This window comes from Candidatus Bandiella woodruffii (genome assembly GCF_034359465.1).
In the GTDB taxonomy this organism is placed as follows: Bacteria; Pseudomonadota; Alphaproteobacteria; order Rickettsiales; family Midichloriaceae; genus NDG2.
The window spans coordinates 130,606-149,435 of sequence record NZ_CP110820.1 but is presented as its reverse complement, the minus strand read 5'-3'; the positions used below and the strand labels follow the sequence as shown (position 1 = coordinate 149,435).

Genomic DNA, 18,830 nt, shown 5'->3' with positions numbered 1-18,830 from the left:
ATATGCCGGTTGAGAACATAGATGATTTTAAAAAGCAGTATTATAGGATTTTAAGTGATATTTACGTAAATACAAACAGGGCCAAGAGGTCTGAGGAAGTTTACGATAGCAACCCCAAAGTACAAGAGTTATCTTCGTTAATAGCAGAAGCTGGTCTCGACACGAAAGGTTACGATATTGTGGATGGTTATTTAGTGGCTGAAACAAATTCTGCAATCTTTGAGTTTTATGGTTGTGTGTTTAACCCTGAAGAAGCTTTTGGTCTGAAACAGCTTGCAGGGATTAATGAATTGGACATTCCAGATGAAAGCAAAAAGGAAATAAAAGCCACAGCCTTTGTCGAAGCGTTCGAGATGATGAGGAATAGCAAGGATAGAGATGAATTTCTGCATTATTATGGCATTGCAAAAACCATTAAGGGTGACTTTAATAGAGCGATTGGCGAGAAAGGAAACTCTGCTGCTATTACCTATCTTGAAAACGAAGCTTTAAAAGATGAAGCTTTGAGGGCTAATGGTATTATGGCACCGTCAAGTTAAAAAAGTTGAGGTGCAAAAGGTATTGAGAGAAGAGGGAAAAAATAGTAAATTGGAGCAAAATAAAAAATAATAGAAAAACAATGGAAGAAAGAGCGAGCAGATACAGATATCCAATGGTGATAATAGGACATGCAGTTTGGTTGTACCACAGATTTAATTTGAGTTATAGAGACGTAGCAGAAGAGTTGTTATAAAGGGGTATAGAAGTAAGCCATGAAACGATAAGAGCATGGTGTATTAAATTTGGAAAAAGGTTTTTAGATATAATCAAGAAGAAGCAGAGGAAAGTAAAGGATAAATGGCATTTGGATGAGATGAGCATTAAAATTAACGGTAAATATTTTATTTTGTGGAGAGCTGTAGATGAAGATGGATATGAGATAGATGTCTTCCTACAGACCAGACGTAATAAAAAGTCTGCGATAAGGTTTTTATCAAGATTATTACAATCAAATCCAGTACCCAGAGTAATCGTGACAGATAAATTAAAAAGCTATACCAAACCTATAAAAGAAATGTGCCCTAAAACAGAGCATAGGCGCCATAAAGGATTAAATAATAGGGTTGAAAATGCACACCAACCAACACGCAGGAAAGAGAAATGCCTAATAAAATTCAAATCTCCTTCTGGGGTACAGCAAACTCTTTCTTTGATGGGAAAAATAAGGAACATATTTTCAGTAGATGTGGGCAGGTATATTAACAGTTCTAGCAAGCAAAAAGAAATGTTTTTCGAAGCTAAATCTATTTGGGATCACGCCGCTCAATCCATAGCTGCTGCATAATTTTCAAAAAGATGCTCTGTCACGCCCTTACCTCCATTAACTTGACGGTGCCTATCATGCCTATGTAGCCCTAAATCCATTTTTACTCCTGATTTATCTTTTCTTTCATATTATACCACAAATCTCATGACGACACTATCTAAGAAGCTGTGTCTTTTGGGATCATTGAAAAAGAAGTAGTTTTATGTTACTAAAATAGGCATGAAAAATCGGATATAAAATATATATGTGCGGGATATTTTGCATAGCTAGCAATAAAGGTGTTAAGAAGCAAATTACAGATGGACTTAAGTTTCTGGAATATAGAGGATATGATTCAGCTGGTATTGCCCTTATAGACCCAAATGGTAAAATAGAATGCATTAAAGCCATAGGAGATGTCTCAAAACTTGTGGAAAAAACCAGCCTTGAGCCCGTTGATGGTAGCATAGGTATTGGGCATACAAGATGGGCAACGCATGGCAAAGTCACAATCAACAACACCCATCCCATTTTTAATGCAAACATAGCTATTATCCACAATGGCATCGTAGAAAACTACAGGGAGCTAAAAAGTAGATTGATAGAGGAGAATTATAAGTTTAATGGTGATACAGATACCGAAGTGATTCTGAACTTAATTCAATACCATGTGGATAAAGGATGCCACAGCTTAGATGCCTTTAAACATGCAATAAAAGAAATAAAGGGGAACTATTCTATAGCAGCGTTATTCTTGCAAGACCCTGAAAAAATTTATTGTGTTAAAAATGGATCACCACTTTCTTTAGGCCTTGGTAATGGTGAGGTGTATGTCTCTTCGGATATAAATGCCTTAACTTTGTTTGTTGATAAAGTAATCACCTTAGAAGATGGTGATGTTGTGATAGTTTCCAACAGTTCATATGAAGTGCTGGATTTAGATTATCAGAACGTTATACGTGATATTAAAAGCACGGATCGGGTAGAAACATCTAACGAATTAGCTCATTTCCCCACGTATATGCTTAAGGAAATTAATGAGCAGCCAAAAATCATGCAGAATATATTACGGGACATTCTCTTTGAGCAGAAAAGTAACAGTGTAATGGATCTTAACTGGGATAGCGTAACAAAAATTTCAGTTATAGCATGTGGTAGTTCATACCATGCTGGGATGGTTGCAAGATATTGGTTTGAGAGTTATGCAAAAATTTCGGTTGAAGTAGATTTTGCGTCTGAGTTTAGGGCAAGAGATGTGGTTTATGATAAGAATGCGTTATATATTTTTATATCGCAATCTGGTGAAACACTCGATACTTTGGCTGCGCTAAAAGAAGCGAAAAAAATTGGTGTAAGAACTATAGCGTTGGTAAATACTTTACAAAGTTCGATCGCATCCTTAGCTGATTATGTTGTACCTATTTCTGCTGGTATGGAAATTGCTGTTGCATCGACTAAAAGTTTTTCAGCGCAGTTGATGCAGTTAGCAAACATCGTATTTTTAGCTGCAGTTGGTAAAAAAATACTGTCTATGACAGATTATTCGACAATGTTTCATGGTATTTATACTGAGCTGAGGGATTTGGGAGATATGACTTCGATTAATGAAAATGTAATGGATATCTCTAAAGCGATAGAAAAAGCTAAGACCATAATTTTTCTAGGACGTTCTTCCATGTATCCAATTGCTTTAGAGGGTGCTCTAAAGCTTCAGGAACTTTCATATCTTCCGATTTTTGCTAGCGCTGCCGGAGAGTTAAAGCATGGGCCTATAGCTTTAATCGATGACAAGACTTTAGTTATAGCGCTTGCACCTCGAAATTCAGTTTATTATAAAATGATGTCTAACGTCGAGGAAGTAAGGGCAAGGGGGGCGAAAGTTGCGTTGTTCACAAGTGTTGATGAGCAAAGTAAATTAGATATGGAAGTTGAGTATTTGTATGCTATCCCAAAAATCTCCGACATATTAACCCCTTTATTCTACACAATACCATTGCAGTTGATAGCATATCAGGTTGCGGTTAATTTAGGGAAGAATGTAGACAAACCTAGGAATCTTGCTAAGTCAGTTACTGTTGAGTAAGCGAAATCCAAATATATAAACCGCTAACTTCAAAACTTGGCCTAAATTTATTGCTACTTTCTTGATTTTATCACATACTTGATATATTGCTATGTGGTGGAAAATTTTAAAATGGAAGTAAATATGAAGCTCGACTCTTTTCTCTATTGGGATGTTTTGATCGTCACTTATGACATGAAATTGAGAGTTGCAGCATCGTTGGGTCAGTTGGAAGTGGTAGGGGACTTGTTAATATATGGGACATGTACCACAAGTGGTGTTGATGCGGCGTTACACCATGCAACAAAGCATGGATATATAGAAATAGTCAAAGTATTGTTGCATGATGAAAAATGTGGTCATAACGGTGTAGAAAAAGCGCTATCATCAGCAGTACGTTTTCAACGTTTGGAAATATTGCAGATATTGTTGCAAAATGAAAGGTGCAGTTGTAATGCGGTGGAAAAAGCGCTGTTATCCTCAATAATTCATAATTATGTAGAAGCAATGGAGCTATTGTTACGGAGCGATAAATGTCGTTTAGAAGAGTTATGGATGGGATTGGAGTTCGCTGTTAGTAATGGGAATCTAAGTATATTGCAAAGGTTATTACAAAGCGAGCTATGCAGTGAGGAGGAAGTTGGTAGGATATTATCTTTTGTGATGAAAGGTCATAATTTGGAAATGATGAAGGTGGTATTGCAGAATGAAAGATGTAGTGAGGGGGTGGTTGGAAAAGCGTTACTATCTGCAGTAAGTGACGGACGCCTGGAAGTTGCAAAGTTATTATTGCAGAGTGGTAAATGTACTAAAGATTGTATTAAAAAAGCGATCATACTACTGGGATTAATAGAACACGATAAAGAAATGGAAGAAATTTTTATTGATCATAGATTAAGTAAGGGAGATGGTAATATAAAGCGAAAAATGACAGAAAAAAGCTCCAATAACAATGAAAATAAGCTTAAAGATGCAAAGAAAGAAACTGACCATATAGAATTCGGTGGAGACAATTATAACGAGGCAGATTTTAAACGTGTTGCTGATCTCTTTGGTTATACACATTATGGAAGAAAATGGCTAAAAGAATATTTTGAAGAAAATAGAGATTTTTTTATTGAACAATTAAAATTTCATAAACAAGATTTTCATTTAGAATTTAGCAAGGGGCTATCAGAAACAATGATTAACTTGAGTATAAATTTCTGGGAGTGTTGCCATAAGATAGATAAGATGCTAAAATGAATATAGCGAGCAACAAAGAAAATAGAAATATGAATACAGAGTGTAAAAAATGCAGTAGCAGTAAATACGTTAAGAATGGTAATATTAGGGGTATGCAAAGGTATAAATGCAAAGAGTGTGGATGTAATTTTACAAACACTAAATTAAGAGGCTGTTCGCCAGAGATGAAGGCTCTGGCAGTGTTATTGTACAGCATGGGGAAAAGTAGCTTTAGATGGCTAGGGAAATTATTTAAAGTAGCTCATACTAGCGTATATAAGTGGATAATACTGTATGCTAAAAAGATACCAAGACCAACAGTGCCGGAAGAATTGAGAGAAGTTGAAATAGATGAGATGTGGCATTTTGTAGATTCAAAAAAACAAATTATGGATATGGAAAGCCTATAGTAGGGAGCTCAAGAGAGTTGTTGCCTGGGTGGTTGGTAAGCGTAACGTTACAACCTTTAGAAAATTGTGGAAAATCATAAGTAGAGATAATTGCAGTTATTACACAGACGATTGGTCTGTTTATTCAGAGGTTATACCTCGCCATCAACATGTTGTTGGCAAACAACATACACTCTCAATTGAGTCTAATAACTCAAACACAAGGCACAGAATTGCAAGAATGACCAGAAAAACAAAGGTAGTTTCAAAATCTGAAGAAGTTGTCGATCTTACGATTAAGCTCTGGCTACATTTTGAGGATAACAATAATTTCCTAAGTGAGCAGGGCAATTTTATATCTATCTTTGGCTAACACTCTGAAAATAATTATAGAAGCTTCGGAAAAAGCAATGAATGAACATAATAACAACAAAATATCGTTCAAGTTCACGTTATGGGAGGAACAACAAAAAAATAATATTGGTTTCACAATAGATTCTAATCCTGGGGATGAGTGCTGGTTTGGCCCTATAACTGCCGATTACCATAGCAAAAATGGTGGGGCTTCTGTTAATTATGGCAGCATTCCTTTAGGAGGCTATGAATGTAACAATCATAATGATGAAGAGATTGGGGGACATTATTTAGCAGAAATATATTAAATTACTTGTTAGATTGGGAAAGTAATTGTAGTTTTGAATTATCCATATACACTTTTAATTTGGCTATGTTATGCGGATTGTTAAGTTATTATTTGTTTTGTTATTTTGTTCTGGGTGCGGTTTTAAACCATTTTATCACGCAAAAACGCGGCATGGGATGTTGTTTGATGTTGCTTACCAAAAGATTGAAGATAACGCAAAAAATCCACGAGCTACATTTTTTTTAAACAATGAAATTGAAAAAATCCTAGACACAAAGGATAAACCAAAATACCTACTGAAAGTAAAGTATGATGTTGATATTGATGATTATCTAATTCAGGACAACAGCTTTGCTAGTAGAAAGAAAATTCAAGTAATAATGCATTATGAAGTAACCGATATCCAGGGTGGGAATGTGATTGCTACTGGGCAGTTGATGGATTTTGATAGTTTTGCAATAACGGAATCTCCATATGCGGATTATGTATCTGAAGACGATCTAAAAACGCGGATACTAATTTCTTTAACACAAGAGCTGCGGTTGCAGCTAATTTGGAAACTTGCCGGTATACCTCTTGTAAAATAAGAGTTATATACTCCGAGAACTTGAAAAATTGGTGTTAAAATGCTCCGGACTTCGCATTTAGTCACGTACAAATAGTACGCTCCTAGCTCTTTTCAAAGTTTTCTGTCGTCTATAAATTTCGTCAACTCTTGATTTACGAGAGGTATATTACTCTATAGTCTCACTTGAAGAGATTTTAAAATAAAATTTAACATCTCTTATTATAATAAAAATCCAGAGTGTTAGCCAAAGATAGATATAAAATTGCCCTGCTCACTTAGGAAATTATTGTTATCCTCAAAATGTACCCAGAGCTTAATCGTAAGATCGACAACTTCTTCAGATTTTGAAACTACCTTTGTTTTTCTGGTCATTCTTGCAATTCTGTGCCTTGTGTTTGAGTTATTGGACTCAATTGAGAGTGTATGTTGTTTGCCAACAACATGTTGATGGCGAGGTATAACCTCTGAATAAACAGACCAATCGTCTGTGTAATAACTGCAATTATCTCTACTTATGATTTTCCACAATTTTCTAAAGGTTGTAACGTTACGCTTACCAACCACCCAGGCAACAACTCTCTTGAGCTCCCTACTATAGGCTTTCCATATCCATAATTTGTTTTTTTGAATCTACAAAATGCCACATCTCATCTATTTCAACTTCTCTCAATTCTTCCGGCACTATTGGTCTTGGTATCTTTTTAGCATACAGTATTATCCACTTATATACGCTAGTATGAGCTACTTTAAATAATTTCCCTAGCCATCTAAAGCTACTTTTTCCCATGCTGTACAATAACACTGCCAGAGCCTTCATCTCTGGCGAACAGCCTCTTAATTTAGTGTTTGTAAAATTACATCCACACTCTTTGCATTTATACCTTTGCATACCCCTAATATTACCATTCTTAACGTATTTACTGCTACTGCATTTTTTACACTCTGTATTCATATTTCTATTTTCTTTGTTGCTCGCTATATTCATTTTAGCATCTCATCTATCTTATGGCAACACTCCCAGAAAAAGAAAGTCATGAAGAGCTTGATATGGGGACCATATTTGACTTTTTCGATGAATCCTCACACACAGAAACTCCAATAATATCCGATTTGGCCAAAAAACCCGAAAGCTCCTTAAGAACATAATGGAAAAGCACGGATTTGAGAATTTATGGACAGAATGGTGGCATTACACGCTGATAGATGAGCCATATAAAGATCAATATTTTGACTTTACAGTAAAGTAGCGTTCCAGTAACGACATATAGCCTAAAAAATAGCTAGGACTATGCGTAATAAGCATGATGAACGCAATAGTACGCAACAAAAATACTACTGCACGATATATTTGAGACCAATTTTTGAAGTTAGCAGAGGGTATACATAAGAAAGAAGTTGTGAGGACAAATAAAGCTTTACTCAGCCCTATAGCAGTGCTAGATATATGGTTTAGTATCTGCATTAGCTTGATTTATTATAATACCCGGTAAATAAGTAACTATGTTGCGTAAAAAATTATTGAAATTTTTCGTAATAATTTTTTGTATTACGGTGCCCTGGCACTTTTTACAAAATACTCATTATGGACAAAAACTCCTTCGCTCTCTGATTTTAAAATTTGATGATCTCACCCAAGTTAAAGAAATACAAGTCATTGGCAATCATCTTTTGACAACAGCGAACATATTGGAAATTGTAAATATCAAAAAGGGAGACACCCTGTACAAACAATCTGCGCAAAATGTTAGGGATAAACTTCTTTCAGAAAACGAAATTAAAGACGTGAGCGTTCAAATCAATTACTCAGGCGTAATTAAGATTGCGGTCGAAGAGAGAGAGCCTTTTGCTATTTGGTGGCACAATAACACTCCATGGCTAATTGACAAGGACGGCAAAAAAATACTTCAAATTTATGATAAACAAGGTTACAATGACCTAATTATAATTTTTGGAAAAAACATTGAGGATAAATTAAACGTTTTTCTCAATATCGTTTCTGCGTGGACGTTATATAGGGAGATTATAACCATGCATTATATAGGAAACAGAAGGTGGGATATATATCTGAACAATAATATCGTTATAAAACTACCAGAACAAAACATAGGTGCCGCTTTAGAATATGCTGGAAAGCTTCTGGGTAACACAAGGTATAAAAATAAGGTTGATATAATAGATTTAAGATTATATCCAAAAAAAATATTTTTGAAGATAAAAGATAAGGTATGATCAAAGGAAGAAATTTAATTTCAGTTCTTGATATAGGAAGTACTAAGATTACGTGCTTTATAGCAAAGAGAAGCCTTTCTCATGGATATGACATCTTAGGCACTGCTCAAACTGCTTCTCAAGGCGTGAAAGCTGGGATGATCATTGATCTTGAGGCTGCTAAAGACGCGATTATCAAAACTGTTGAATTGGCTGAGGACATGGCAGCTGAAAACATAAAAGATGTGTATGTAAGTTTGAATTCATCTTTTTTGATTTCGGAAAGAAACTCTGCAGATTTGATACTTGCAAATCAGGAGATCAATGTAAAGGACCTCAACAAGTTACTGTTTAAAATACTAGAAAAGTACGATAGGCAAGAAATAGAAGTCGTACATACACTTCCGTATGAATATATTTTAGATGGCAACAGAGGTATTACCCAACCACTTGGCTTATGTGGCAATAAGTTAACTGGATTTTTTCACGTAATTTCAGTTCCAAGCAATTATGTTATCAACATAGCTAAATGCTTGGAGAAATGCACACTGAATATAGAGGGATATATAAGTAGTGGGTATGCCTCAGGGTCAGCGTGTTTGAAAGATGATGAAAAGGAGTTTGGCTCTGCGTTGATCGAGATAGGTGGGGGCTCAAGTACAATATCAGTATTCTTTAATGATAACATCGTTTTTACTGATGGAATTCCGTATGGGGGGATACACATAACTAAAGATATAGCTAAAGTTTTGAACTTAGATATAAAAAATGCAGAAAAAATAAAGAATCTTTACGGTTCTGTAATGCCGAATGACGCCAATACAGATGAAGTTATAAGAATAGACAGAAGTGCTGAGCAAGAGGAAGAATTATTGATTAATCAATCGGAGTTAAACGCCATAATTAAAGCCAGAATGTATGAGATCAGCACTTTGCTACAGAGTAAATTGCAGGATCATGATATGAGTGAACTCGTAAATAAAATTATTGTTACAGGCGGGTGCAGCCAACTTTATGGCATAAAGGAATTTATAGGAGAGATTTTTAAAGTAAAAGTCAGAATTGGTGCACCGGCGGAACAAATAGGGGTTAGCAATGAATATTTCAAGGCTAATTTTAGCGTTCCTATGGGGATGCTGAGGTGCATCAGTGAATCCAACAAATATGATAGGAGAAACTTATTGGAAGATAAGAAAAGTCTGTTAAAAATCGTTTGGGAATGGCTGAAAGAAAATTTTTAGTTTAATTTAAGAGGAAGGATAGACTGCTTACTTGCGTTCTACTGCCAAGACCTATTTTTTGAAACAGAGATATAGTTGTTTAGCCATTTTAGTATTACCTACTGTAAATGTAAAAAGTAAAAGTTTTTTAGAAAATTAGTCTAATACCTGTCAGCAACACACGTCCATTATTGCTTCCATCTTTTTCTTGTCCTTCAGCTGACTTGTCGTTCATTTTAAATGATGCAAACTCAACATAAGGTAATAAGCCTGGAGACATTTTATAATCAATTCCCAATACTGTATTTCGAAGCTGATTAGTATCTCTCTGCCCCGCTACAGATACCCCTATTTTACTCTGCATATGTGTCAAACTTGCTCTAAACGGACCTTGTGCGCAGCCAACCCCCGCGCTCCAATAAGTTGATTGACCAAACTGTTGAGCATCAGCCTTCACGACATTATACCTTCCCCAATCACCGTAAGAACCACCAAACACAAAACCTCGATAACTGATATTAGCACCAATATTCCAAGCTTTTAAGCTTTTGTTTAGTTCAATTTTATTCTTGCCCAGCTCCGTAACTAAAGCAACTTTAACTCCAACATTTTTCACTTCAGTGGTGTATAATATGCCTGATTCAAAAACATTTTGGAATCCTTGGCTTGTTCTGGTTATACCACTAACATTGTTGGCTGTCCCGTGACTTCTTGAATCTGGAACAAACGAAACGCCCACTCTTAAACCTGAGAAAGCCGGCGTGTAATAGTTAATTTTGCCAGCGTTCACACCACTGATACCAACTGTGCCAATGTCATTAGTAGGTAGATTAGGGCTTTGTAAAAAAGATCGAGCGGTTCTAACATTTCCTGAAATCATATATCTATTCCAATAATACTGAGAGTCTCCGTTTATACCGCCAGTTGCTGCTGCAAATGTTGAAGCATCAACCTGCATTGCGCTGGATACGCCGTTGTAAGAACCAATTTCAACACGACCATACACACTTTCCAGGTACATCATCACTTGCTCAGCAATATTACTTCTGTCTCTATTATACATAAATGGTTCCTTTTTGGCTTTAGATGTATTCGCATTAAGACCAATTAATCCACCATATTTCAATCCGTTTTTTGCAATGCCACGCACATTGAAATTGATACGTGCATCAGTTGAAAGAAGGTTACTGGACAACTTGTCTTTAGTTGTATCACTTGGATTTTTGTACTTAAAAGGCTCTGCTTGTTGGATGCTCGACCATTGAGAGTCAATACTCCCACTAACTTTGACCTTAACTTTGGCATCAGCGCTTGTACAAAATGTTCCAATTAGAACAGCTGCCATAACTGCAAAACTTCTGATACTGAAGGTTGAAGCAGCATGGGAAAGACAACTTTTGATAGATAGTATATTCAGCATTAATTTATGTTTTATTTATTTTGTAGTCGAAAGACAGATAACATTGTTATACTCCGTTCACTTCAAAAGTCGGGACCATTGTATTCTGAGCTTCGCATTTAGTTGCATACTTCTTTATACGCTCCTCATTGCTTATCACGCATATTCATAGACCTTCTGGCAGTTACCTGTCGTCTATAAGATCTCCAACGTTTAATTTATTAAGTATATATTATAAACTTTACATAAACAAGGTTTTGGCTTGAAACGTAGCGTAAAAAACTTCAGAGTGTTAGCCAAAGATAGATATAAAATTGCCCTGCTCACTTAGGAAATTATTGTTATCCTCAAAATGTACCCAGAGCTTAATCGTAAGATCGACAACTTCTTCAGATTTTGAAACTACCTTTGTTTTTCTGGTCATTCTTGCAATTCTGTGCCTTGTGTTTGAGTTATTGGACTCAATTGAGAGTGTATGTTGTTTGCCAACAACATGTTGATGGCGAGGTATAACCTCTGAATAAACAGACCAATCGTCTGTGTAATAAGTGCAATTATCTCTACTTATGATTTTCCACAATTTTCTAAAGGTTGTAACGTTACGCTTACCAACCACCCAGGCAACAACTCTCTTGAGCTCCCTACTATAGGCTTTCCATATCCATAATTTGTTTTTTTGAATCTACAAAATGCCACATCTCATCTATTTCAACTTCTCTCAATTCTTCCGGCACTGTTGGTCTTGGTATCTTTTTAGCATACAGTATTATCCACTTATATACGCTAGTATGAGCTACTTTAAATAATTTCCCTAGCCATCTAAAGCTACTTTTTCTCATGCTGTACAATAACACTGCCAGAGCCTTCATCTCTGGCGAACAGCCTCTTAATTTAGTGCTTGTAAAATTACATCCACACTCTTTGCATTTATACCTTTGCATACCCCTAATATTACCATTCTTAACGTATTTACTGCTACTGCATTTTTTACACTCTGTATTCATATTTCTATTTTCTTTGTTGCTCGCTATATTCATTTTAGCATCTCATCTATCTTATGGCAACACTCCCAGAAATTTATACTAGATAGTGTCGTCATGAGATTTGTGATATAATATGAAAGAAAAGATAAATCAGGAGTAAAAATGGATTTAGGGCTACATAGGCATGATATAACAGATAATATGTGGGATTTGATAAAGGATCATTTGCCAGGAAGGGAGGGTACGTGGGGAGGTTTGGCACATAATAACAGAAGATTCATTAACGCAGTATTTTGGATATTAAGAACAGGTTCTCCCTGGAGAGATTTGCCTTCAGAATATGGAGGATGGAAAAATACACATAAAAGATTTTGCAGATGGAGAGACAAAAGGATATGGGAGGCTTTATTGGAGATATTTGTGAAAGAACCTGATATGGAATGGTTAATGATAGACGCAAGTCATAGTAAAGTGCATCCACATGCTTCAGGTGCAAAAGGTATTGAGAGAAGAGGGAAAAAATAGTAAATTGGAGCAAAATAAAAAATAATAGAAAAACAATGGAAGAAAGAGCGAGCAGATACAGATATCCAATGGTGATAATAGGACATGCAGTTTGGTTGTACCACAGATTTAATTTGAGTTATAGAGACGTAGCAGAAGAGTTGTTATACAGGGGTATAGAAGTAAGCCATGAAACGATAAGAGCATGGGGCACCGTCAAGTTAATGGAGGTAAGGGCGTGACAGAGCATCTTTTTGAAAATTATGCAGCAGCTATGGATTGAGCGGCGTGATCCCAAATAGATTTAGCTTCGAAAAACATTTCTTTTTGCTTGCTAGAACTGTTAATATACCTGCCCACATCTACTGAAAATATGTTCCTTATTTTTCCCATCAAAGAAAGAGTTTGCTGTACCCCAGAAGGAGATTTGAATTTTATTAGGCATTTCTCTTTCCTGCGTGTTGGTTGGTGTGCATTTTCAACCCTATTATTTAATCCTTTATGGCGCCTATGCTCTGTTTTAGGGCACATTTCTTTTATAGGTTTGGTATAGCTTTTTAATTTATCTGTCACGATTACTCTGGGTACTGGATTTGATTGTAATAATCTTGATAAAAACCTTATCGCAGACTTTTTATTACGTCTGGTCTGTAGGAAGACATCTATCTCATATCCATCTTCATCTACAGCTCTCCACAAAATAAAATATTTACCGTTAATTTTAATGCTCATCTCATCCAAATGCCATTTATCCTTTACTTTCCTCTGCTTCTTCTTGATTATATCTAAAAACCTTTTTCCAAATTTAATACACCATGCTCTTATCGTTTCATGGCTTACTTCTATACCCCTTTATAACAACTCTTCTGCTACGTCTCTATAACTCAAATTAAATCTGTGGTACAACCAAACTGCATGTCCTATTATCACCATTGGATATCTGTATCTGCTCGCTCTTTCTTCCATTGTTTTTCTATTATTTTTTATTTTGCTCCAATTTACTATTTTTTCCCTCTTCTCTCAATACCTTTTGCACCTCAACTTTTTTAACTTGACGGTGCCCTCATTACCACTATAAATATAAAATTATTTTTATTTTATTTTTCTGTAAATACGAGTATCATTTGCTGTGAAAATTCATATGGTGAAACACTTTTGCAATTAAACATCGCTATTATTCATTCATATAAGATTTTAACTGCACTTCACTTGTCGCACCTTGTCGACTCACAAGGATAAACGCTATAACAAATTGAAAGATATCCTAGCCGTATATATGCAAAAAATTCCCTCTCCGTGTCTTACCATAGAAATTTATAGGAAAGCTATACACTTGTTGGGTGTGATTATACCGGTGTTATATCACTTTATCGATCAAAAAAGCATGATTGTTGCTATTGCAAGCCTTTTGTTTCTATCATTTTTTATGGATATGCTACGCATTAAATTCGATGTAACAGACGCTTGGTTTTTAAAAAAAATGGGGGTATCTCAGATATTCAGAAGTCACGAAAAAAGTGGATTTTCGGCCTTAACATTCGCTTTTGTTGGTATGATGTTATGTGTGCTCATCTCATCAAAGCCAGTTTTTAATCTTGCTGTGTGTATTTTAACATTCTCTGACACTGCTGCGGCGATAGTTGGTATTCTATTTGGCACTAAAAAAATTAATGGCAAAAGTATTGAAGGCAGTTGTGCATTTTTTATTGTTTCCTGTATATTAAGCTTAGTTATTGCTCATGTCTATGTACAAGGTATGGGTTTTCTGCTAACTGCATTTTGTGCATCTCTGGTTGCAACACTTGTTGAGTTGTTCTCTAAGAATAGTAATATCAACGATAACATGTCCATCCCTATATCAGTAAGCATCATTATGTATGCATTCTAAATGGGAGTGTTCATAAATAGATAGAAAGAGCTAAAGCTTGGCACCGTCAAGTTAAAAAAGTTGAGGTGCAAAAGGTATTGAGAGAAGAGGGAAAAAATAGTAAATTGGAGCAAAATAAAAAATAATAGAAAAACAATGGAAGAAAGAGCGAGCAGATACAGATATCCAATGGTGATAATAGGACATGCAGTTTGGTTGTACCACAGATTTAATTTGAGTTATAGAGACGTAGCAGAAGAGTTGTTATAAAGGGGTATAGAAGTAAGCCATGAAACGATAAGAGCATGGTGTATTAAATTTGGAAAAAGGTTTTTAGATATAATCAAGAAGAAGCAGAGGAAAGTAAAGGATAAATGGCATTTGGATGAGATGAGCATTAAAATTAACGGTAAATATTTTATTTTGTGGAGAGCTGTAGATGAAGATGGATATGAGATAGATGTCTTCCTACAGACCAGACGTAATAAAAAGTCTGCGATAAGGTTTTTATCAAGATTATTACAATCAAATCCAGTACCCAGAGTAATCGTGACAGATAAATTAAAAAGCTATACCAAACCTATAAAAGAAATGTGCCCTAAAACAGAGCATAGGCGCCATAAAGGATTAAATAATAGGGTTGAAAATGCACACCAACCAACACGCAGGAAAGAGAAATGCCTAATAAAATTCAAATCTCCTTCTGGGGTACAGCAAACTCTTTCTTTGATGGGAAAAATAAGGAACATATTTTCAGTAGATGTGGGCAGGTATATTAACAGTTCTAGCAAGCAAAAAGAAATGTTTTTCGAAGCTAAATCTATTTGGGATCACGCCGCTCAATCCATAGCTGCTGCATAATTTTCAAAAAGATGCTCTGTCACGCCCTTACCTCCATTAACTTGACGGTGCCGTAATGAGCTGTGAATTATGCTCTACTTATGGTAGTTAATACTTTAATTTTTGGAGGATATTATGTTAACAAACAAAAAACAATCTAATAAACAAAACGAAAAAGATCAAAGCCAAAACAAGCAACGTGAACAACGCGAGCAAAATAAACAACAAAATAACGAGTAGACTTTATGGCCAAAATCATAAATGAACAAAACATGCTTGGCAACGCTAGGCGTGCGGAAAGCCACTTATTTTGGGTCAGCGAGAAGTTAGAAAATAATCATAACTTTGTCAATTTTGTTTCGTTTTAAAGTTTAGTTAAATTCTAGCAACTTTTGTTGATAGAAACTAAGAACTTTGTATGTGATGTTCTTACCTGGATATGCTAGGGATATGCACTTTTTGTATATCTCTAGCTGCTTTTTGTATTCGAGAGGAAGCATATTGGGGTTGATTCGCTTTGATTTATCAGCCTTGATTTCAATGATCTCTATGCCCTCATCGTTTATAACAAGTTTATCAATTCTTGCCAGCATCAATTCTCCATCAAGATCAGTTTTTATGTTTACTTCGGATAATACATTCTGCCCATAAAAAATTTTAGGGAACTTGCTCACGATAATCTGCGTTATTCTTATGATATTATCCACTTCTTCATCCTCTATCACCTTAAATTCCTCCATATTAGCTAAATTTTGAATATAAGGGACCCAACTTCGTTCTGGAATTTTTGAAATTTCAGACAGAATCTTGTGAATAAAAACTCCACGTACAACAGATAAATTTGAGTATATCTGCTCTCCAGTAGACGCGACAGGTCTATGTACTTGGTTTTTTCCTACGTCATGTTTATTTTTTAAAAAAGTAGGGACCTCAACACTTTTTACAGCATCGCTTTTTAACTCCATTTTATTCAGCGTTAAGTTCTCAAATAAAACACAATTCTCCGGTAATATACTTTTTGCAATACCATACCAACTTCCATCTCTACCCTTTTCATCACCAAATATATAAAGCTCATTTTCAGCTCTTGTCATTGCCACATAAAGCAATCTTAAGCTTTCTTGCTTCGCTTTAATGTTTTTTGCATGCTTTATTTTTGTAAGAGCAAGTATCTCATACTGGCTTGAATATTGGACAATCAGTCGGTCTTCATGCCAAAAATAATTATCGGTTGGCAGATTTTCTGAATCAGAGGCATCTGCTATTATGACGATGGGTGATTGCAGACCTTTTGCCGCGTGCGCAGTTATGACCCTGACTCCTTGGATGTGGTCATTCTTGATTGATATCTGGGCATTGGCTTGAATCCACTCTATAAAAGACTGTCCTCCCCTGTGATACGTGTTTTCAAATTCTAATACTTTATCCAGAAATATATCAACCACTTCATAACTACTACTACCAAATTCTTTGTTCAAGTTTCTGATAAACTGGCGTTTATACAATATATTAGTATAAAACTGATAGATTGAACCACTTTGATACTCTTCTTTAAGTTCTGATAAGGTCTTACTTATTTTTGGATAAACATCTTGTAAAACAGCCCATAGCGTATTTTCTTCTCTTCCATACGTAATTTTAAACAAAGCATCTTCAGAGAAGCAAAAAAGTGAAGACTTAAGAAGACTCGCTAAGTTAAGATCATCCTCGGGTAACAAAAAAAATTTCACCAATGATAGCAAATCAAGAATCAAGATGTTTTCATTCAAATTCACCTGATCTGTCTGAGATACACTAATATTCTTTTTCCTTAGTTCTTCAATAAAATATCCTACCTTTTCTCCCCTTTTCCTAAACAACACCATTATGTCTTGAGGCTCTACATTGCCCCCCCCTAAAAGGTGCTCTATAAAAAGTGCCAGTTCTTTTGCACTATGCTGTTTTTTATCCAGCATTTTTATTTCTTTTTGCGGCAAACTCCACTCTGTATCTCTATCTTTTTTGGGTTCCTGATAAGAATGTTGGATAACATTAACTTTGCCGATTCCCTCTTTGATTGCTATATGCACCAGGTTATCAGTCAGTCCAACTGAGTTAAAAATCTTATCAACAGCCTCTAAAATTTCTTTTTGAGAACGAAACGAATGAGTTAACTCCAAACACTCCCATGACGTAAACTTAGTTTTATATAGTTGATTAATTTCCAAAAAATATTCTGGCTCTGCGCCTTGGAACCCATAGATTGATTGTTTATAGTCCCCAACCATAAAAATGGTATTTTTTGAGTTCCCTAAACTCCCTATAACTTTTTGCATTAACCGCCATTGGCTTTTACTTAAATCCTGAGCTTCATCAATCAAGATATGCGTTGGATAAAGGTTAAGAGAAAACAATAAGGTTTCCGCATCGTTATTCTCCTCGAACAACATTAGCACTTTTAAAATTAAATCATCGTATTCTAAATAACCCAGTTCTTCTTTTAGCTTTTCATATTCGATGGTGATTTGGTTAATAAAAATAATTAAGTATTGCATGAACTCAGCTTGTTCATAAGCAGTTTTCGCTTCAAGAAAATCTATAATCCTTTGCTGCTCAAGTTTATATAAATCTATAAAGGCAAGACTATTGTCTCTGAAGTGCTTGCTAAATGGTAACCTTATTCTTGGTTCCATGCTTTTTGTTAAGAAACAATCTATATACTCACTAAGGTTAACCTTGCGAAAACTCAAATCACCTTCACACCATTCGTTGATTGTTCGCAAAGTTTCTTCCCCTTGCGAATGTTTTATGTCTGCTGTCAATTCATCCATATTGTGTGTTATGAATCTGTCCGTTATATCATCCGCGGGCAGCTGTTTATTTGCGCGAAAAAACTTGTATTGCTCATCAACCAATTCTTGAATTGATCCGTGAGAGTTTAAAAAATTATAGAGATTCTGCTTTTGAGAAAGCAGATTAAAAACTAAATTCAGAAGGTCGGTATAGTCATACTTATGAGCCAGCCTAGTAATTGCCAAGTCTACCTCTATTTTCGAACGGGAAGAGACGGCTACCTTTTCATAGGCCACTTCTATTAACCGTTTTTTTGTATAATTATCTATGATTTTTATTTTATCCAGCTCATTTCCATCTATATAGTGTAATTGGCTTAGCACTTCTGCACAAAACGAATGGAGTGTTTGTATTCTGAATTTTTCAAAATTATTAAGGCAGATAGTATAAAGCTGTTTTGCATATTGCAATTGATGTACGGTTACTTCTTTCCCAATTAGCTCTTTTATACTAAGACTCAAACATTCTTCTGGCATTAAAAACCAAGATTCAAGCCTACTTTTTAATCTCTCGAGCATTTCGTTCGCAGCTGCGTTAGTAAAGGTGATGCACAGAATTTCTTCTATCTTTACACCATCCAATAAGAACCTTAGGACTCTGTCCACCAATGTTTTTGTTTTACCAGTTCCAGCAGATGCAGCCAGATAAACGCTATTTTCTGGGTTTGATGCTTGCTGTTGAATTTTTATGGAGGTGCTTATACCCGCTTTCATTGTAATTTTTGTAAAAATAATTAAAATCCTTACTTGCCATACTGGAAGTTAACATTTAAATTCTTAAGCGTAAAACAAAATAAAGTTGCATTC

21 protein-coding genes and 2 pseudogenes are annotated in these 18,830 nt (G+C 35.4%); 16 read left to right on the top strand and 7 right to left on the bottom strand.

What is annotated here, in order from left to right; translation table 11 throughout:
* Window positions 1-2 precede the first annotated feature (2 nt).
* The 8 genes from Bandiella_RS00820 (at window position 3) to Bandiella_RS00785 (ending at window position 6,190) form a co-directional block, all read left to right on the top strand.
* Complete coding sequence (locus Bandiella_RS00820) at window positions 3-539, top strand: hypothetical protein (RefSeq protein ID WP_323733016.1); 537 nt, start codon at window positions 3-5, stop codon at window positions 537-539.
* Between the two features lie 200 nt (window positions 540-739).
* Window positions 740-1,324 (top strand): IS6 family transposase, encoded by a 585-nt coding sequence (locus Bandiella_RS00815; protein ID WP_323733405.1) that lies wholly within the window; start codon window positions 740-742, stop codon window positions 1,322-1,324.
* 226 nt (window positions 1,325-1,550) lie between these two features.
* The gene (gene glmS, locus Bandiella_RS00810) at window positions 1,551-3,368 is read left to right on the top strand and encodes a glutamine--fructose-6-phosphate transaminase (isomerizing) (protein WP_323733015.1); all 1,818 of its coding nucleotides are present in this window, start codon (window positions 1,551-1,553) and stop codon (window positions 3,366-3,368) included.
* A gap of 96 nt (window positions 3,369-3,464) precedes the next feature.
* Window positions 3,465-4,592 carry an ankyrin repeat domain-containing protein gene (locus tag Bandiella_RS00805; protein ID WP_323733014.1) on the top strand — a complete coding sequence of 376 codons (1,128 nt, stop codon included), beginning with the start codon at window positions 3,465-3,467 and terminating at the stop codon, window positions 4,590-4,592.
* The gene (locus Bandiella_RS00800) at window positions 4,589-4,981 is read left to right on the top strand and encodes a transposase-like zinc-binding domain-containing protein (protein WP_323732428.1); all 393 of its coding nucleotides are present in this window, start codon (window positions 4,589-4,591) and stop codon (window positions 4,979-4,981) included. The genes Bandiella_RS00805 and Bandiella_RS00800 overlap by 4 nt, the downstream gene beginning before the upstream one ends.
* Entirely contained in the window at window positions 4,944-5,333 is a 390-nt protein-coding gene (locus tag Bandiella_RS00795; RefSeq protein WP_323733368.1) for an IS1 family transposase, read from the top strand. The genes Bandiella_RS00800 and Bandiella_RS00795 overlap by 38 nt, the downstream gene beginning before the upstream one ends.
* A complete protein-coding gene (locus tag Bandiella_RS00790; RefSeq protein WP_323733013.1) occupies window positions 5,299-5,622 on the top strand; it encodes a hypothetical protein in 324 nt (107 codons plus the stop codon). The genes Bandiella_RS00795 and Bandiella_RS00790 overlap by 35 nt, the downstream gene beginning before the upstream one ends.
* Before the next feature lie 70 nt (window positions 5,623-5,692).
* The gene (locus tag Bandiella_RS00785) at window positions 5,693-6,190 is read left to right on the top strand and encodes a hypothetical protein (protein WP_323733012.1); all 498 of its coding nucleotides are present in this window, start codon (window positions 5,693-5,695) and stop codon (window positions 6,188-6,190) included.
* 221 nt (window positions 6,191-6,411) lie between these two features.
* Here the strand turns inward: Bandiella_RS00785 and Bandiella_RS00780 are convergent, their stop codons facing one another.
* Window positions 6,412-6,780: an IS1 family transposase gene (locus Bandiella_RS00780; RefSeq protein ID WP_323733367.1), complete on the bottom strand. Its 369-nt coding sequence runs from the start codon at window positions 6,778-6,780 to the stop codon at window positions 6,412-6,414.
* Window positions 6,764-7,156: a transposase-like zinc-binding domain-containing protein gene (locus tag Bandiella_RS00775; RefSeq protein WP_323732635.1), complete on the bottom strand. Its 393-nt coding sequence runs from the start codon at window positions 7,154-7,156 to the stop codon at window positions 6,764-6,766. Before Bandiella_RS00775 ends, Bandiella_RS00780 begins: the two co-directional genes overlap by 17 nt.
* A gap of 20 nt (window positions 7,157-7,176) precedes the next feature.
* Between Bandiella_RS00775 and Bandiella_RS00770 the strand changes: the two genes are divergently transcribed.
* From Bandiella_RS00770 to ftsA, 4 genes are all read left to right on the top strand, one after another.
* Window positions 7,177-7,317 (top strand): hypothetical protein, encoded by a 141-nt coding sequence (locus Bandiella_RS00770; RefSeq protein WP_323733011.1) that lies wholly within the window; start codon window positions 7,177-7,179, stop codon window positions 7,315-7,317.
* Window positions 7,317-7,418 (top strand): M15 family metallopeptidase, encoded by a 102-nt coding sequence (locus Bandiella_RS00765; RefSeq protein ID WP_323733010.1) that lies wholly within the window; start codon window positions 7,317-7,319, stop codon window positions 7,416-7,418. The genes Bandiella_RS00770 and Bandiella_RS00765 overlap by 1 nt, the downstream gene beginning before the upstream one ends.
* A 253-nt stretch (window positions 7,419-7,671) precedes the next feature.
* Window positions 7,672-8,400, top strand: coding sequence for a cell division protein FtsQ/DivIB (locus tag Bandiella_RS00760; protein WP_323733009.1), 729 nt, complete (start codon window positions 7,672-7,674; stop codon window positions 8,398-8,400).
* On the top strand, window positions 8,397-9,620 hold the full coding sequence (ftsA, locus tag Bandiella_RS00755; RefSeq protein WP_323733008.1) for a cell division protein FtsA: 1,224 nt from the start codon (window positions 8,397-8,399) through the stop codon (window positions 9,618-9,620). Before Bandiella_RS00760 ends, ftsA begins: the two co-directional genes overlap by 4 nt.
* Window positions 9,621-9,747: 127 nt before the next feature.
* Here ftsA and Bandiella_RS00750 read toward each other — a convergent pair whose 3' ends face one another.
* The 3 genes from Bandiella_RS00750 to Bandiella_RS00740 form a co-directional block, all read right to left on the bottom strand.
* On the bottom strand, window positions 9,748-10,944 hold the full coding sequence (locus tag Bandiella_RS00750) for a porin (protein WP_323733007.1): 1,197 nt from the start codon (window positions 10,942-10,944) through the stop codon (window positions 9,748-9,750).
* Window positions 10,945-11,290: 346 nt separating this feature from the next.
* Window positions 11,291-11,659: an IS1 family transposase gene (locus Bandiella_RS00745; protein ID WP_323733371.1), complete on the bottom strand. Its 369-nt coding sequence runs from the start codon at window positions 11,657-11,659 to the stop codon at window positions 11,291-11,293.
* Window positions 11,643-12,035 carry a transposase-like zinc-binding domain-containing protein gene (locus Bandiella_RS00740; protein WP_323733006.1) on the bottom strand — a complete coding sequence of 131 codons (393 nt, stop codon included), beginning with the start codon at window positions 12,033-12,035 and terminating at the stop codon, window positions 11,643-11,645. The genes Bandiella_RS00745 and Bandiella_RS00740 overlap by 17 nt, the downstream gene beginning before the upstream one ends.
* Window positions 12,036-12,143: 108 nt before the next feature.
* On the opposite strand from Bandiella_RS00740, the pseudogene Bandiella_RS00735 reads away from it, so the two are divergent.
* Window positions 12,144-12,482: pseudogene (locus tag Bandiella_RS00735) on the top strand (IS5 family transposase); the annotation flags it as partial.
* A gap of 59 nt (window positions 12,483-12,541) precedes the next feature.
* Window positions 12,542-12,694 (top strand): annotated as a pseudogene (locus Bandiella_RS00730) (IS6 family transposase); the annotation flags it as partial.
* A gap of 52 nt (window positions 12,695-12,746) precedes the next feature.
* Here Bandiella_RS00730 and Bandiella_RS00725 read toward each other — a convergent pair.
* Entirely contained in the window at window positions 12,747-13,331 is a 585-nt protein-coding gene (locus Bandiella_RS00725) for an IS6 family transposase (RefSeq protein WP_323733405.1), read from the bottom strand.
* A gap of 430 nt (window positions 13,332-13,761) precedes the next feature.
* On the opposite strand from Bandiella_RS00725, the gene Bandiella_RS00720 reads away from it, so the two are divergent.
* Both Bandiella_RS00720 and Bandiella_RS00715 read left to right on the top strand, forming a co-directional pair.
* On the top strand, window positions 13,762-14,373 hold the full coding sequence (locus tag Bandiella_RS00720) for a diacylglycerol/polyprenol kinase family protein (protein ID WP_323733005.1): 612 nt from the start codon (window positions 13,762-13,764) through the stop codon (window positions 14,371-14,373).
* Window positions 14,374-14,628: 255 nt separating this feature from the next.
* Window positions 14,629-15,213 (top strand): IS6 family transposase, encoded by a 585-nt coding sequence (locus Bandiella_RS00715; protein ID WP_323733405.1) that lies wholly within the window; start codon window positions 14,629-14,631, stop codon window positions 15,211-15,213.
* Window positions 15,214-15,563: 350 nt separating this feature from the next.
* On the opposite strand, the gene Bandiella_RS00710 is transcribed toward Bandiella_RS00715, so the two are convergent.
* On the bottom strand, window positions 15,564-18,737 hold the full coding sequence (locus Bandiella_RS00710) for a UvrD-helicase domain-containing protein (RefSeq protein WP_323733004.1): 3,174 nt from the start codon (window positions 18,735-18,737) through the stop codon (window positions 15,564-15,566).
* Between the last annotated feature and the right edge of the window lie 93 nt (window positions 18,738-18,830).